The 15,042-nt window shown below is 61.7% G+C and carries 14 protein-coding genes; 12 read left to right on the plus strand and 2 right to left on the minus strand.

Features of this window, described 5'->3' with window-relative positions; genetic code table 11:
• Positions 1–21 precede the first annotated feature (21 nt).
• Positions 22–999, minus strand: a complete 978-nt coding sequence (locus VJ464_26965) for an alpha/beta fold hydrolase (protein ID HKQ08793.1) — start codon at positions 997–999, stop codon at positions 22–24.
• Positions 996–2,270 (minus strand): MFS transporter, encoded by a 1,275-nt coding sequence (locus VJ464_26970; protein HKQ08794.1) that lies wholly within the window; start codon positions 2,268–2,270, stop codon positions 996–998. Before VJ464_26970 ends, VJ464_26965 begins: the two co-directional genes overlap by 4 nt.
• A gap of 343 nt (positions 2,271–2,613) precedes the next feature.
• Here VJ464_26970 and VJ464_26975 point away from each other — a divergent pair, with 343 nt between their 5' ends.
• The 12 genes from VJ464_26975 (at position 2,614) to VJ464_27030 (ending at position 14,987) form a co-directional block, all read left to right on the plus strand.
• Positions 2,614–3,372 (plus strand): ribonuclease Z, encoded by a 759-nt coding sequence (locus VJ464_26975; GenBank protein ID HKQ08795.1) that lies wholly within the window; start codon positions 2,614–2,616, stop codon positions 3,370–3,372.
• Between the two features lie 44 nt (positions 3,373–3,416).
• Complete coding sequence (locus tag VJ464_26980) at positions 3,417–4,868, plus strand: ectonucleotide pyrophosphatase/phosphodiesterase (protein ID HKQ08796.1); 1,452 nt, start codon at positions 3,417–3,419, stop codon at positions 4,866–4,868.
• 36 nt (positions 4,869–4,904) lie between these two features.
• Complete coding sequence (gene pyrE, locus VJ464_26985) at positions 4,905–5,483, plus strand: orotate phosphoribosyltransferase (protein ID HKQ08797.1); 579 nt, start codon at positions 4,905–4,907, stop codon at positions 5,481–5,483.
• A 254-nt stretch (positions 5,484–5,737) separates the two neighbouring features.
• Complete coding sequence (gene truA, locus VJ464_26990) at positions 5,738–6,472, plus strand: tRNA pseudouridine(38-40) synthase TruA (GenBank protein HKQ08798.1); 735 nt, start codon at positions 5,738–5,740, stop codon at positions 6,470–6,472.
• A 115-nt stretch (positions 6,473–6,587) separates the two neighbouring features.
• Positions 6,588–7,412, plus strand: coding sequence for an isoprenyl transferase (locus VJ464_26995; protein HKQ08799.1), 825 nt, complete (start codon positions 6,588–6,590; stop codon positions 7,410–7,412).
• 76 nt (positions 7,413–7,488) lie between these two features.
• Complete coding sequence (locus VJ464_27000) at positions 7,489–8,319, plus strand: phosphatidate cytidylyltransferase (GenBank protein HKQ08800.1); 831 nt, start codon at positions 7,489–7,491, stop codon at positions 8,317–8,319.
• Between the two features lie 11 nt (positions 8,320–8,330).
• Positions 8,331–9,677, plus strand: a complete 1,347-nt coding sequence (locus VJ464_27005; protein ID HKQ08801.1) for a glycosyltransferase family 87 protein — start codon at positions 8,331–8,333, stop codon at positions 9,675–9,677.
• Positions 9,655–11,253, plus strand: coding sequence for a methylmalonyl-CoA mutase family protein (locus VJ464_27010; GenBank protein HKQ08802.1), 1,599 nt, complete (start codon positions 9,655–9,657; stop codon positions 11,251–11,253). Before VJ464_27005 ends, VJ464_27010 begins: the two co-directional genes overlap by 23 nt.
• Before the next feature lie 9 nt (positions 11,254–11,262).
• Complete coding sequence (locus tag VJ464_27015; GenBank protein ID HKQ08803.1) at positions 11,263–11,889, plus strand: Uma2 family endonuclease; 627 nt, start codon at positions 11,263–11,265, stop codon at positions 11,887–11,889.
• A gap of 27 nt (positions 11,890–11,916) precedes the next feature.
• On the plus strand, positions 11,917–12,957 hold the full coding sequence (locus VJ464_27020) for an ABC transporter ATP-binding protein (protein HKQ08804.1): 1,041 nt from the start codon (positions 11,917–11,919) through the stop codon (positions 12,955–12,957).
• 11 nt (positions 12,958–12,968) lie between these two features.
• On the plus strand, positions 12,969–13,964 hold the full coding sequence (locus VJ464_27025; protein HKQ08805.1) for a dipeptide ABC transporter ATP-binding protein: 996 nt from the start codon (positions 12,969–12,971) through the stop codon (positions 13,962–13,964).
• A 195-nt stretch (positions 13,965–14,159) separates the two neighbouring features.
• The gene (locus VJ464_27030) at positions 14,160–14,987 is read left to right on the plus strand and encodes a Yip1 family protein (protein ID HKQ08806.1); all 828 of its coding nucleotides are present in this window, start codon (positions 14,160–14,162) and stop codon (positions 14,985–14,987) included.
• Positions 14,988–15,042: the final 55 nt, after the last annotated feature.

Below are 15,042 nucleotides of genomic sequence, written 5' to 3' on the forward strand. Positions count from 1 at the left end.
AGCGCAAGCTGCTTGCTTGCGCTACTCCAGCGCGTCCTTGAGGAACGCCGCGATTTCGCTGACGTAACGTTGCGGGTTGGCTTGATAGGCGTGGCCGTGAATCTCTGAGCCGGGGCCGTCAATGATTGCGAGCTTGCGTTTGTCGCTCGCCGATACGTCATAAAGCTTCTCGGCAATGTCCGGCGGCATGCGCGGGTCGTTAGCCGCGGCGATGAACATCGCGGGCCGCTCGCCGATTCGTCGCACCGCATCTGTCGCATCCAGCTTGTCGCCGTCGAACTGGCCGCGCCGCTCCATCAAGGCGCGAATCTCGTTGGCCAGCGGGAAGGCCGGCAGGTGCAGAAACAGGCGGATGTGATGATCCGAGGTGTCTTTGAAATTCAGGTACGAGCTGTCGGAGATGACGGCGGCGACTTCGGGCGTTTCGGCGGCGGCCAGCAGCGCCGTCATCGCGCCCATCGAAATGCCGAACAGCACAATCTTATCCGTCGTGTGAACCTCATCCCGCAAATAGCGCACGGCGGCTTCGGCGTCGAGGCGCTCGTCATACCCGAGCGTGACGCGCGCCGCGCCGCTGTCGCCGTGATTGCGCGCGTCGTACAACAGCGCGCCATAGCCGAGCCGCCACAGGTCAACGGCGCGCTCCAAGAGCTCGCGCCGCGAGCGAAACAGGCCATGCGAAAAGATAATCGTCGCATGGCGTTCGCGGCTTGGCAGCAGCCAGCCGCTTAAGCGCACGCCGTCCGCCGTCGTGAATTCGACGTCGCGGTATTCCGCCTGAAAGTCTCGCGGCGTCGAAGTCAGCCGGCGGTCCATGGGGCGGGTCGTCGCCCGCGTCACCAGTCCCGACGCCCACAGCGGAAAGACGACGTAGACGAGCGCCAGGAAAATGACGATCAGCAGGATGACGACGCGGCGCAGCCAGACGAGCCAGCGGCGGCGCGGTTTGGATTGGCGGGTTGGGCTTTCGGGTTCCGACGAAGCGTGCGAAACGCTCATGCCTTGGGCTCCTGCGCCGCCGGCTCGGCCTCGGGCTCGTGCATCATCAAGATGCAAGCGGCGGCGGCCAGGGTCAGCACGCCGCTGAACAATCCGACGGCGGTAAACCCGAGCTTATCATAAAGCGCGCCGCTGGCAAGCGTCGACATCGCAATGCCGACCTGCGACGCCGTGTTGCGCACGGCGACGAGCGCCCCGCGAGCCCGACGCGGCACTAGCTCTGTGGCCAGCGCTTGCAGCGGGCCTTGCCGGAATGCGAAGGCGAGCGCCGAAATCAGGAAGACCGCAAACAGCCCCACGCCCCATCCCAGGCGCGGAATCAGCATCAGCGTCGGCGCAAGAATGAGCGTCGCAAGAATAGACAGACCGCGCTTGCCGAATTTGTCGGCCACAGGCCCGGCGACAAACGCCCCCGCAAGCAAAGCGAGGCCGACCAGCGCGAAGAAGCTGTTGACCGCCGTAGGCGACAGATTCAACCCTTGCTTCAACCATGAGCCGAGATAAGAGAAGAAGCCGACGAATCCACCCGACACGAAAAACGCCGCGGCGATGGAAGCGACGCGCGAGCCGCCCTCAAACGAGACGCGGATGTTGTCGAAGCGCCGTGCCATGCGCGATGCGAGATTCATCTCGGCCATCGTGTGCTTGTCCTCGGGGAGCAAGGCGGCGACCAGCGCGAAGGCGATGAGGGAGACAACGCCGAACAGCGCAAAGCTCAGTCGCCAGCTTTTCCAGTTGGCAAGCTGATTGGCCACCGGCACGCCGAGCACGAGGGCGAAAAAGTAGCCCGCCTGGACAACGCTCATCGCCACGCCGCGCCGCTCGTAGGGAAAGTAATCGGCCGCGTAAGCGATTGAGCAGGTCGAAAACGTCCCCGCCGCCAGCCCCGTCACCAGGCGCACGGCGGCCAGCAGGTAGAGATTGCGAGTCAGTGCCGTCACCAACAGCGAGGCGGCGAAAAGGATGGCCGCATAAAGCAGGAAGCGGCGGCGGCCAAACTTGTCCGACATCGGCCCGATGAGCAGTGCCGCGGCGGCGGCGGCTAGCGCGTAGGCCGGGTAGAGCAGGCGTCCGACTTCGCCGACGCTCGTGCCATAGCCGAAGTCTTCGGCGATGCGCGGCAGCAGCGGCGAGATCATCTGGTTATCACTGGTGCCGAGAAAGAAGATGAGCAGCAGCACCGCCATAACGATACCGGCGCGCTCGACGGCGGGCGGTTTGGCTTTCGCCTTCTTGCTTGCCCCTGCCTGGTGGGTTTTGGGTGCGGTCACGTTTTCTTCTACGCTTTGTGTCGCGAGCGGTTTCGCGGAGTTGCAAAAGAGTTGTAAAAGCTATGGCGTCACGCGCCAGCAGCAAGCTTTGATGCTAGAAGACCGGCAGCGTGTCTGTCAACGAAGGCGGCCTGACGGCAGAGTCTATTCAATCTCAAGAAACGGTCGGGGAATGAACCGCCAAGACGCCAAGAACACCAAGAAGACTTGGCGTTTCCTTGGCGTCCTTGGCGTCTTGGCGGTTCAATTTCCCTGAATGAATAGACCCTGACCAGACGGCGATGCAAGGCGCGGCGGCGGCGTGCTAGAATCACCGTATCACGCGACCACCTAAGAGGCTGACATGAAGCTGACGATACTCGGTTCGGGGACGGTGGTGCCCGACGGGGCGCGCAACTCGGCGGGCTACTTCATCGAAAGCGGGGACGTGCGCTTGATGATGGAGTGTGGCGCCGGCTCGGTGCATGCGCTGGCGCGTTACGGCTGCGACTGGGAGCGCCTGACGCACCTCTTCATCAGCCACTTTCATGTAGACCACTGCGGCGAGCTGGCGTCGCTTTTCTTCGCCTTCAAGTACGGCATGCGAAGCGAGCGCCGCGAGCCGCTCACCGTCATCGGCCCGCGCGGATTAGACCGCGTGATGGCCGGGCTCAGCCAGGCATTCGGTGAAAAGCTGTTTGAGCCGAAGTTCCCGGTCAATCTAGAATTGCTCGCGCCCGGCGAGCAGCTCGAATTATCCGCTGACAGCCGGCTCGCGGTGACCAAGACGCCGCACACCGACGAAAGCCTTGCCGCGCGCGTGACCAGCGGCGCAAAAGTGATCTGTTACACGGGCGACACCGATTACAGCGAAGAGGTGGCGCGCTTCTTCGCCAGAACCACGGCGATGATTTCGGAATGCTCGTTCCGCGAGCGCCGCGAAGGCATCGCTCACGTTTCGATCCGCGACGTCGCGCGCATGGCGGCTTTGGCCGAAGCCGAACGCTTGATCGTCACGCACTTTTATTTCGAGGTTGACGAAGCAGAAGTCAGTCGCGAGATACGCCGCGACTACTCTGGCGACATCATCATCGGCAGAGATGGCCTTCAGGTTGAAATCTAACGGCGCGAATAGGCGTTTGAATTCGCCGCATGGGGATTGAACGTATGACAAAACACTCCCGCTCACACAGACTCATCACGGCGCTGCTGCTGATCTTGGTTTTTGCCCTCCCGCTGCGGGCGCAGGCCGCTCAATCAGCCAGACCCGATGCGGCCCCGCAAACGGCGCAGGCGCGCCGGGACGCCTATGTGGTGATGATCTCGATTGACGGCTTGATTCCTGAATACTACACCGCGCCCGCGCCGCTCGGGCTGAAGGTGCCGACGCTCACAGAGATGAAGCTCAACGGCGCTTACGCCGAAGGCGTCGAAGGCGTCTACCCGTCGGTGACCTACCCGGCGCACACGACGCTGATCACCGGCGTGCGCCCGGCGCTGCACGGCATCGTCCAGAACCGCATCTTTGAAGCGCCGCCCGCCGAGCAGACGAAGGAGTGGTACTGGTTCTCGAAAGACCTGAAGATCGAAACTCTCTGGTCTATGGCGAAGCGCGCCGGGCTGACGACGGCCAACGTCGGCTGGCCGGTGACGGCGGGCGCCGAGATCGATTACAACGTGCCGGAGATCGCCGACCCTACAGAGAAGGTACAGACCGGCAAGCGCACCTTGCAGTATTCAACGCCGGGGCTGATCGAGAAAGCGACCGCCGCACAGCCGAGCGACGATAAGTCCACCGATGGACGGCGCACAACTTACGCCGAGCATATCATTCAAACCTACAAGCCGAACCTGCTGCTGGTTCATCTGATCGAGCTTGACGGCGCGCATCACACCTACGGGCCGCGCTCGCCCGAAGCACTGAAGACCGCCGAGCGATTAGACGGTTATGTCGGGCGCATCATCGCGGCGACGCGCAAAGCCGGCACCTTTGACCGCACGACCTTCTTTCTCGTCTCCGATCACGGCTTCGCGCCGGTCACTAAGAAATTCGAGCCCAACGTCACGCTCGCCAAAGCCCGGCTCATTACCTTAGATGCCAGCGGCAAGCCGACCGACTGGCAAGTGGCGGCGTGGCCGGCAGGCGGCTCGTGCGCCATCATGCTGAAGGACGCCAACGACAAGGCGATTGCGAAAAAAGTGACGACCCTGTTCACAGAGATGGCGCAACGTGATGGCAGTCCGATCAGCCGTGTGCTGAATCAGGCAGAGCTGAAAAAGCTCGGCGCGATCCCCGCGGCTTACCTGATGCTTGAGGCCGCGCCCGGCTTCTCGTTCGGCGAAGAGCTGACCGGCCCGGAGGTTCACGAGGCGAAGAATTATCACGGCACGCACGGCCAGTTGCCGTCGCGCGCCGAGATGCGCTCATCGCTGATCGTCTATGGCGCAGGCGCGCGGCTGGGCGCGCGGGTCGCGCTGGCTCGCATGATCGACATCGGCCCCACGGCCGCGGCCATTCTCGGGTTGCGATTCGAGAACCCCGAAGGCTCGCCGCTGCCTGAACTGATTAAGCCCGATCTGATTCCGCCCGCGCCGCCGAAAAACAAGAAGGGCAAATAAGAGTCAGAAGTCAGAAGTCAGGAGTCAGAAGTCAGAATGGAAAAAGAAACCGAGCAACAAACCCTGGCGATGTTTCAGGAGACCGGCGCGCTGCTGGAAGGTCATTTTCAGTTGACCTCCGGCATGCACAGCCCGCGTTACCTGCAATGCGCGCTGGTCTTGCAACACCCTGAGCGCGCTGCATGGGTAGGCCGCCAGCTCGCCGCGCACTTTAGCAACGAAGCGATCAGCGCCGTCGTCGCGCCGGCTATCGGCGGCATCATCGTGGCTCACGAAGCGGCGCGGGCGCTGGGCGTGCGCGCTCTGTTCAGCGAGCGCGAGAATGGCGCGATGACGCTCCGCCGCGGCTTTCGTCTCGAAGAAGGCGAGCGCGTGCTGGTTGTCGAAGATGTTGTGACCACCGGCGGCTCGACTCGCGAAACGATGGATGCCGTGACGCGCGCCGGCGGCGTGGTGGTCGGCGCAGGCTCGGTCGTTGACCGCTCAGGCGGCGCAGTAGACATTGGCGTGCGCCGCGTCGCCTTGCTGACGCTCGACGTGCCGGCATACGATCCGGCGACCTGCCCGCTGTGCCAGCAAGGCACGCCGGCCATCAAGCCTGGAAGTCGGAAGTAGTAGCCGGTAGTGAGGAGGCAGGCAGCAGGCAGCAGGAGGCAGTCCCGTAGGGACGTGATGTTTATAGCAACCAGCGTGGAAAAGAATCCAAGCCCCGTAGGGGCGCGATGTCAACATTGCGCTCCTAACGGAGCTAGAATCATCAAGGCATTGGTGACTATAAACATTGCGCTCCTAACGGAGCTTACTCTGCATGGCTAACTGCCTCCTGCTGCCTGCTGCCTGCCTCCTATTTCCCGGCCACTGACCACTGAATGAAGAACTACAAGCTGACGATTGCTTATGATGGCACGAACTATCACGGTTGGCAGATGCAGGCCAACGCGCGGACGGTTCAAGGCGAGTTGACGCGGGTGCTGACATTGCTCGACCATCGAGCGGTGACGCTGCACGGCGCGGGCCGGACGGATGCGGGCGTCCACGCCGAGGCGCAGGTGGCCAGCGTCTTTCTGCAACACGAGTTTGCTCTCGACGAATTACGCGATGCGGTCAACGGCAATCTCAATCGCGACCTGCGCATCATGCGCGTCGAGCTTGCCGACTCGTCATTCAACGCGCGCTTCTCGGCCAAAGAAAAAACCTACCGCTATGTGATCTGCACCGCGCCGGTCGTCCGCCCCGCGGACTTTCGCTACGTTTATCACTATCGCAGCACCCTCGATGTTGCCGAGATGCGGCGCGCGGCTGAATTGCTCATCGGCCAGCATGACTTCAGCGCCTTCACCGTCGCGGCAAATGAAACCGAAGATCGCGTGCGCCGGCTGACACGGCTCGACATCGAAGAAGACGGCCAGCGGATTCGCATCACCGCGGCTGCTGAAGGCTTTCTGCGTTACATGGTGCGAACGATTGCCGGCACCTTGATCGACGTCGGGCGCGGTCGTCGCCGCGCCGCGAGCGTCGGCGCGGCGCTCGCCAGCCGCCAGCGCAGTGAGGCCGGCCCGAAGGCTCCGGCGCATGGCTTGACTCTGGTGCGAGTGGACTATTAGAGTGACAAGTGACAAGTGACAAGTGACAAGACGAAGTAAGTCGCTATCCTAGCAAGGCCCAGCCGGCATGCTCATCTTGTCACTTGTCACTCGTCACTTGTCACTGATTAGACTGATGAGCAACAACGTACTGAAGAACTTTGACGGCCTGATCGCCAGCGGCTCACGCGACGAATTTCTGCTCCGGCAGATTCACCTCGACCATCTCCCCCGACATATCGCCATCATCATGGACGGCAATGGCCGCTGGGCCGGTCGCCGCAATCAGCCGCGCGTCGCCGGCCATCGCGTCGGCGCCGAAGCCGTGCGCGCCACGGTCGAAACCACGGCCCGGCTCGGCATCGGCTACCTGACGCTCTACGCCTTCTCGACGGAAAACTGGAAGCGCCCGCGCCTGGAGATTACGGCGCTCATGGGATTGCTGCGCGAGTTTTTGCGCAAAGAGATTCGCAGCCTCAAGCGGAATAACATTCGCTTTCAGACCATTGGGCGCGAAGCCGAGCTGGAACCGGCGGTGCGCCGCGAACTGGCATACGCGCGGCGTGAGACCGAAGCCAACACCGGCACGGTCTTGACCGTCGCGCTCAACTACAGCGGGCGCTCGGAGTTGACCGAGGCTTGCCGAGCCCTCGTCCTCGAATACCAACAAAGTGGCCGCAATCCCGAAGAGATCAGCGAGCGCGACATCGAGCGGCACCTGTATACGGCGAGCTTGCCCGACCCCGACCTGTTGATCCGAACCAGCGGCGAATTGCGCATCTCGAATTTCCTGCTCTGGCAGATCGCCTATTCCGAGATTTATGTTACCGAAACGCTCTGGCCCGATTTCTGCCGCGCCAGCTTCTTTGAAGCGATCATCGAGTACCAGAAACGCGACCGACGTTACGGCGGCGTCAATGCCGCAGACAAGGCCGCGCTGCTGGCCGCGAATATGAAATAAGTGATGAGTGATGAGTGATGAGTAGCGGGCGACGTTCTGCCACTCATCACTCATCACTCATCACTCATCACTTTCTATGAAACGAATCCTCACGGCGCTGGTCGGGCTCCCTATTCTGCTTTACACCGTCTGGAGCCAGGTCCCTTACTTCTTCGTCCTCCTTGCGGGTGTCGCGGCGCTGCTGGCGCTCGGCGAGTTTTATAACATCTGTGCAAAGATCGGCAATCGGGCGCAGGTGATTCCGGGTTATGTTGCCGGCGTGCTGGTGCTGGCGTGCTTTGTTGCCGATGCGCTGGCCGGAATCGCCGCGGTGCTGGCGGCGCTGGTCATCGTTTCGTTGACGATAGAGCTGGCGACGGCGAAAGACTTGAGCAAGACGCTCGGCGCGGTGGCGGTGACCTTGATGGGCGTGATCTACGTCGTGATGTTGGCCGGCTATCTGGTCGGCGTGCGCATGATCACCGATGGCTTGACGCTGCCGCCGGTGCCGCACCTGGCGGCGAAACTGCTGACGATGTTCTTTGCGATGGTGATGCTCACCGATACCGGCGCGTTTTACACGGGCCGCTCGCTCGGACGCCACAAGCTGGCGCCGCGCATCAGTCCCGGCAAAACGATTGAAGGCGCGGTCGGCGGCCTCATCACGGCAATCCTCGTCGGGCCGCTTTGCCGCTACACCTTCTTTCCTGAGATACCGCTCTTGCATGCGATGCTGTTGGGCGCGGCCATCGGCGTGGTCGGGCAGGTCGGCGATCTCGCTGAGTCAATGCTGAAGCGCGGCGCGCAGGTCAAAGATTCGAGCAACCTGCTGCCCGGTCACGGCGGCATGCTCGACCGCGTTGACAGCCTGCTCTTCTGCGCGCCGCTGCTTTATTACTACGCACGCTGGTTCCTGCCGAAGTGGTAAGCCTGACGAAGATGACCCGCCGCCTTCTCATTGCGCTCGCCTGCGTCGTCGTGCTGGCAAGCGGCGTTTACTTCGCGCGGCAGAGCGGCACGAATCCTCACAAGTACGAAAACGACTTCAATGTATTTTACTTCGCGGCGAGCGAGCTGCTCGCCGGGCGCGACCCGTACCAGGAATCGCTGCATGCCTGGACGCCCTATCTCTATCCGCCGGTGCTGGCCGAGTTGATGATGCCGCTGGCCTGGCTGCCGCTGCCGGCGGCGGCCTACGTCTGGTTTCTCATCAGCCTGACGGCCGCGGTCATTGCGGCGCGGCTGTCCGCGGGCCTTGCTGGCTTGCAAACGAGCGAAGGCGCAGGGGCGGCGAGCGCCTTGCCGACTCATTGGGCGACGAGCGCGGCTCGTACAGTTGTCGAGTGGGTGACTGGCTCATCGCGGCGGCAAGGGCTGATCGCATTGCTTTCTGCCGTGATCCTTTTGCGGTTCATCCTCGATAACTTTAAGCTCGGACAGGTCAACCTCATCATTACGGCGCTGGCGGTCGCGCACGTTTACTGTTATGCGACTAATCGGCGGCGCTGGTCGGTCGCGGCGCTGGCCCTGGCTATGGCAATCAAGCTGACGCCGGCGCTGCTGCTGGGCTATCACCTGGCGAAGCGGCGATGGCTTTTTGCGGCGACCACGGCCCTCTGCGCCGCCATGTTGATCGCGGCCAGCTTCCTGCCTTTCGGAGCGCGCGCTACCGAAACCTTCGGCGTATTTTTCAACCGCACGGTGCGCAATCAGCAAGGCTTCGACCTGGCCTATGGCGGCAACCAATCGCTGCGCGGTTTCGTCGCCCGTTTGACCGAAGGCATGCAATCCGCCGAGCATCCGCAGGTGAGCGACGCGCCTGCGGATGGCTCGGTGCGCCAGCCATCGAGCCCCCTGACGCTGGCGCTGGCAGCGATTCTGCTGCTGGTCGCGCTGGCGGCGGCGGCAGTGGCGCGCAGTGAGATGGCCGCCGCCGCGCCGTTCTTCTGTTGCATGGTGATGCTGTCGCCGCTCAGTTGGAAGGCTCACTTCGTCATCCTGATTCTGCCTGTCGCCTTCGTCATTCAACGCGCGCTTCAAGCCTCAACCCTTGCCCACAAACGTTTGCTGTTCGGCGTGCTGGTCGCCGTCTTTGCGCTGTCGAACCTGACGAGCAAGAATCTCTTTGGTGAAGGCTTTGCGTCGTGGGCCGATGCGCGCTCGCTGATCCTGCTGGCCGCCTTCATCGTTTACGCGACGGCTGTGTGGCAAGCCGCGCAGCAGTTTGTTAAGCTCAAGCGTGAAAGGCTGTCGGAGGCCGGTTATGACCACCAAAGCGCGCGATGAAGACAAAGCGACCAGTTCCGGCATCGCGATGAAGCCGGTCTTTCGCCCGGCGGACGGCGAGGCTGATTATGAACGCGACCTGAACGATCCGGGCCGCTACCCGTTCACGCGCGGGCCTTATGCGACTATGTATCGCGGCAAGCTCTGGACGATGCGCCAGTATGCCGGCTACGCGACCGCAGCGGAATCGAATGGGCGCTTTCGTTACTTGCTGGCGCAGGGTCAGACAGGGCTGTCTGTGGCGTTCGACCTGCCGACCCAGATGGGCTTCGATTCCGATCACCAGATGGCGCGCGGCGAAGTCGGCAAGGTCGGCGTGGCGATTGATACGCTCGACGACATGGAGCGCTTGCTCGATCAAATCCCGCTCGATCAAGTGTCGACTTCGATGACGATCAACGCGACGGCGGCGATACTGCTCGGCATGTACGTCGCCGTCGCCAAGAAGCAAGGCGTTGCGCCGGAGAAGATTTCAGGGACGATTCAAAACGACATCCTCAAGGAATACATCGCGCGCGGCACTTATATCTATCCGCCGCGCCCTAGCCTGCGCATTGTCACGGACATCTTTGCCTACTGCGCCCGCGAGGTGCCGCGCTGGAACACGATTTCGATTAGCGGCTATCACATTCGCGAAGCCGGCTCGACCGCCGCGCAGGAAGTCGCCTTCACCCTGGCCGACGCGATTGCTTATGTGCAGGCGGCGATTGATGCGGGGTTGGCGGTTGACGAATTCGCGCCGCGCATCGCTTTCTTTTTCAACTCGCATAATGAGTTTCTCGAAGAGGTCGCCAAGTTCCGCGCCGCCCGCCGCATGTGGGCCCGCATCATGCGCGAGCGTTTCCAGGCGCGCGACGAGCGCTCGCTGATGTTGCGCTTTCACGCGCAGACCGCGGGCTCGTCGCTGACGGCGCAGCAGCCCGAAGTCAACATCGTGCGCACGACTATTCAAGCGCTGGCCGCAGTGCTAGGCGGCGCGCAATCGCTGCACACCAACTCGATGGACGAAGCGCTGGGATTGCCGACCGAGCATGCGGCGCGCATTGCGCTGCGCACGCAGCAGGTGATCGGCTATGAATCGGGCGTCGCCGACACGGCGGACGCGCTCGCCGGCTCGTATGCCATTGAATACCTGACGAACGAGATCGAGCGGCTGGCGTCGGATTACATTCGCAAGATTGATGACCTCGGCGGCATGTTGACGGCGATAGAGAGCGGTTTTGTGCAGCGCGAGATCGAGCGCGCCGCTTATGATTACCAGCGCGCCATCGAATCCGGCGAGCAGGTTGTCGTCGGCGTCAACCGCTTCACGATGGATGAAAAGTCTGATGTCCCCATCCTGCGGATCAATGAAGCGCTGGAGCGCGAGCAGGTCGAGCGCTTGCGAGCCGTGCGCGCCCGGCGCGCTGAAGCGGCGACTGGCGAAGCGCTCGATTTAATCGAGCGGGCGGCGCGCAGCGACGAGAACCTGATGCCGCACATCATCCGCGCCGTCGAAGCCTACGCGACGCTCGGCGAAATCTCCGACCGATTGCGTGCCGTCTTCGGCGAATACACCGGCGCGAGCTATGAGTGAGGAAACATCATGGCGATCAGAAAATCAGAACTGCTTTACACGATTGAAGAGTACCTGGAGATGGAACGGCAAGCAGAAGAGCGCCATGAATACCTTGATGGCTACGTCATCTTGATGTCGGGTGAAAGCATTGCGCACGGAGACATCTCCGCAAATATAGCAGGACTATTGCACCCGCAACTTAGGGGGACGCCTTGCCGGATGAGAATAAAAGACACCAAAGTCCGCAGCGGCCCGATTCCGCGTCCCGGAAGTAGGAAGGGTTTGTTCTCTTACCCCGATTTTGTTGTTATATGCGGCGAGCCGCAATTCCACGATAAGCATACGGATGTGGTGTTGAACCCGACCGTCATCATTGAAGTGCTTTCAGAATCGACCGAAAGCTTTGATCGTGGTGAGAAGTTTGAACGGTATCGAATATGGAGTCCTACCTTAAGCGATTACTTGTTGGTCTCGCAGACCCGGCCTGTCATCGAGCATTTGATCCGTCAGGCAGATGGTGGTTGGATTTCCTATCTCTATACCGGGTTAGAGCAAAAACTGTTCATCAACTCGATAAATTGTGAGCTGCGCCTGTCGGAGGTGTACGAACGTGTCGTCTTTCCGCCTGAAGAGACGGACGACGAGGAAGGGTAACGGGAAGGGAAACGGGACTCTCTAACATTGCAAGACAACATCCTCGAAATCAAGAATCTCAGCACGCACTTCCCGACGCGCGCCGGCGTCGTCCGCGCCGTCGATGATGTCAGCTTTGCCATCCCGCGAGGCTCGACCCTGGCGCTGGTCGGCGAATCGGGGAGCGGCAAATCCGTCACCAGCCTTTCTATCATGCGGCTCATCCAGCCGCCGGGCCGCGTCGTCAGCGGCGAGATTCTGTTTGATAATCAGAACCTCTTGTCGCTGGATATGGATGCCATGCGGCGATTGCGCGGGCGCGAGATCGCCATGATCTTTCAAGACCCGATGACCTCGCTCAACCCTGTCTACACGGTCGGCGACCAGATCGCCGAAGCCGTGCAGCTTCACGAGGGCTTGCCGCGCAAGCAGGCATGGGCTCGCGCCGTCGAGATGATGGGCCGCGTCCGCATCCCCGATGCCGAGCGCCGCGCCGCCGATTACCCCTTCCAACTTTCCGGCGGCATGCGGCAGCGCGTGATGATCGCGATGGCGCTGGCCTGCAATCCGCGCTTGCTGATCGCCGACGAGCCGACGACGGCACTCGACGTGACCATTCAGGCAGAGATTCTCGAACTGTTGCGCGCCTTGAAAGACGAATTCAAGCTGTCGATGCTGCTGATCACACATGATCTCGGCGTCGTCGCCGAAACCGCCGACCGCGTCGCGGTGATGTACGCGGGCCGCATTGTCGAAGAAGCACCGGTGCGCGAGCTATTCGGCGCGCCGCGCCACCCTTATACTGAAGGCTTGTTGCGCTCGGTGCCGCGATTGACCGACGAGGGAATCAAGCAACGGCGATTGCAAACGATTGAGGGCTCGGTGCCGAGCCTGCTCGAACTGCCCGCCGGGTGCAAGTTCGCGCCGCGTTGCGCCTATGTCATCCGCGAATGCACGGAAGCCGAGCCGGCTTTGCTCGCGGCGGGCGAGGCGCACGGGGCGCGCTGTATCCGCTTTGAATCGGTCGGCGACGACGCGGCGATGACGCATCCCGAGCGCGCCGGCGAAGGTCTTCTCGCGGCGGATTGATCATCAAGAAGATGCAGGATAACAACGGCAACTTAATCGAAGTCCGAGGGCTGAAGAAATACTTCCCGGCGGGCGGCGGCTTGCTTGGCGCAGGCGGCGACACGGTGAAAGCGGTTGACGATGTCAGCTTCACCATCAGGCGCGGCGAAACCTTCGGCCTGGTCGGCGAATCCGGCTGCGGCAAATCAACGACGGGCCGTTGCATCCTGCGCTTGATCGAGCCGACGGCGGGCGTAGTCAACTTTGAAGGGCGCGACCTGCGCGCCTTAGACGCAGGCGACTTGCGCCACTTGCGGCGCGAGATGCAGATCATCTTTCAAGACCCTTACGCCTCGCTCAACCCGCGCATGCAGGTCGGCCAGATCATCGCCGAGCCGCTGGTGATTCATCGCGCCGGCAGCGGCGGCGAGCGCCGCGCGCGCGTCAGCGAGCTGCTTGAGCGCGTCGGCCTGAAGCCGGAGCATGCGGCGCGCTATCCGCATGAGTTTTCCGGCGGCCAGCGGCAGCGCATCGGCATTGCCCGCGCTCTGGCGCTCAACCCGAAATTCATCGTTTGCGACGAGCCGGTCAGCGCCCTCGATGTTTCCGTCCAGGCACAGATCGTCAACCTGCTTCAAGACTTGCAGGAGCAGTTGGGCTTGACCTACCTGTTCATTTCGCACGGGCTGTCGGTGGTCGAGCACATCTCGACGCGCGTCGGCATCATGTACCTGGGCAAACTGGTCGAGGTGGCGCCGAGCGAAGCCATCTTTCGCAACCCGCTTCACCCGTACACGCGTGCGTTGCTCTCGGCCATTCCCATCCCTGACCCCGATGCGCGGCGTGAACGGTTGCCGCTCGCGGGCGAGATTCCGACGGCGATCAAGCCGCCTTCCGGGTGCCGTTTTCGCACTCGCTGCTCGATTGCCGAGCCGCAATGTGCCGAAGACGACCCGCAGCTTGTCGAAGTCGAAAAAGATCATTTCGTCGCCTGCCGCCTGGTCTCAGGCAGGACCGGCGACGAGTGACAGGTGACAAGTAGTGATGAGCGGAAAGTGATGAGTGAGGAGTAAGAAGAGGACGCGCTGAACGCCTCGCTCGCTTCACTCATCACTCATCACTCATCACTTCTTTCTTATCACTTGTCACTTATCACTAAACCGATGTAGTCTCTCAGCATCGCGAATCTTGAAGTCTATTACATTACCCTCAGGAGATGGCTTATGAGCGAAACCGAAAACCAGATTGATACGGGCGCGCCCGCTTACGCCGTGCCGCAGACCGCGCCGCAAACGCCACCCGAAGAGCCGGCACGCATGAACGCCATGCAGCGTTTGATCGGAGCCCTCTTTTCGCCCGGCGAGACGTTTCAGGACATCAACCGCAAGCCGACGATTATCGTGCCGATCATCTTAGGCATGATTCTGGCGGTGGCCGCCGGCCTGTTCTTTAACTGGAAGGTGAAACCGGACTGGGACCGCATCTTCCGCTCGCAGATTCAACGGCAGCTTGACCGCACGGGCCAATCTATCCCCCCAGAGCAGATCGAACAGCGCGTCGAGTTTTCGAAAAAGCTGGTGCCGATCTTCCCGCTCATTGGCGCGGTCGGGACGCCAATTGCTTACCTGTTTATCGCCGGCGTCTTTGCTCTCGGCATGATGTTGATTCAGGCAAAGACGACGTTTAAGAAAATCCTTTCGGTCGTTTCCTGGTCTTACCTGGCGACAGCGTTGGTGCAGACCATTGTGACCATTGTCGTCGTGATGGTGCAGGATCAGGAAACGCTCAACAATGTTGATCCGACACAGGGGTTGAACATTGTGCCCTCGAATGCCGCGGCCTTTCTGCCGGCGGGCAGTTCTCCGGCGCTCATGGCTTTCGCCGGCTCGCTCGACATCTTCTCGATCTGGTACCTGATTCTGTTGTCCATTGGCCTGGCTGCCGTCGCCGGTTCCCGGAAGATCACGGCGAAAAAGACCGGCGGCATGGTATTCGGCCTGTGGCTCGTGTTTGTGCTGGTCAAGGTCGGTTGGCGAGGTCTCTTCGGTTGATTCTTGTGGAAGCCAGGCTGTGATTGAACCGGCCCGTCACGCTTGATGTAGATGA

It is taken from the genome of Blastocatellia bacterium (assembly GCA_035275065.1).
Taxonomy (GTDB): Bacteria; Acidobacteriota; Blastocatellia; order UBA7656; family UBA7656; genus DATENM01.

Coding starts and splice junctions, on each gene's coding strand:
- VJ464_27030 (HKQ08806.1), top strand. CDS start 14,160: ATGAGCGAAACCGAAAACCAGATTGATACGGGCGCGCCCGCTTACGCC.
- VJ464_26980 (HKQ08796.1), top strand. CDS start 3,417: ATGACAAAACACTCCCGCTCACACAGACTCATCACGGCGCTGCTGCTG.
- VJ464_26975 (HKQ08795.1), top strand. CDS start 2,614: ATGAAGCTGACGATACTCGGTTCGGGGACGGTGGTGCCCGACGGGGCG.
- VJ464_27015 (HKQ08803.1), top strand. CDS start 11,263: ATGGCGATCAGAAAATCAGAACTGCTTTACACGATTGAAGAGTACCTG.
- VJ464_27000 (HKQ08800.1), top strand. CDS start 7,489: ATGAAACGAATCCTCACGGCGCTGGTCGGGCTCCCTATTCTGCTTTAC.
- VJ464_26995 (HKQ08799.1), top strand. CDS start 6,588: ATGAGCAACAACGTACTGAAGAACTTTGACGGCCTGATCGCCAGCGGC.
- VJ464_26965 (HKQ08793.1), bottom strand. CDS start 999: ATGAGCGTTTCGCACGCTTCGTCGGAACCCGAAAGCCCAACCCGCCAA.
- pyrE (HKQ08797.1), top strand. CDS start 4,905: ATGGAAAAAGAAACCGAGCAACAAACCCTGGCGATGTTTCAGGAGACC.
- VJ464_27025 (HKQ08805.1), top strand. CDS start 12,969: ATGCAGGATAACAACGGCAACTTAATCGAAGTCCGAGGGCTGAAGAAA.
- VJ464_27010 (HKQ08802.1), top strand. CDS start 9,655: ATGACCACCAAAGCGCGCGATGAAGACAAAGCGACCAGTTCCGGCATC.
- VJ464_27005 (HKQ08801.1), top strand. CDS start 8,331: ATGACCCGCCGCCTTCTCATTGCGCTCGCCTGCGTCGTCGTGCTGGCA.
- truA (HKQ08798.1), top strand. CDS start 5,738: ATGAAGAACTACAAGCTGACGATTGCTTATGATGGCACGAACTATCAC.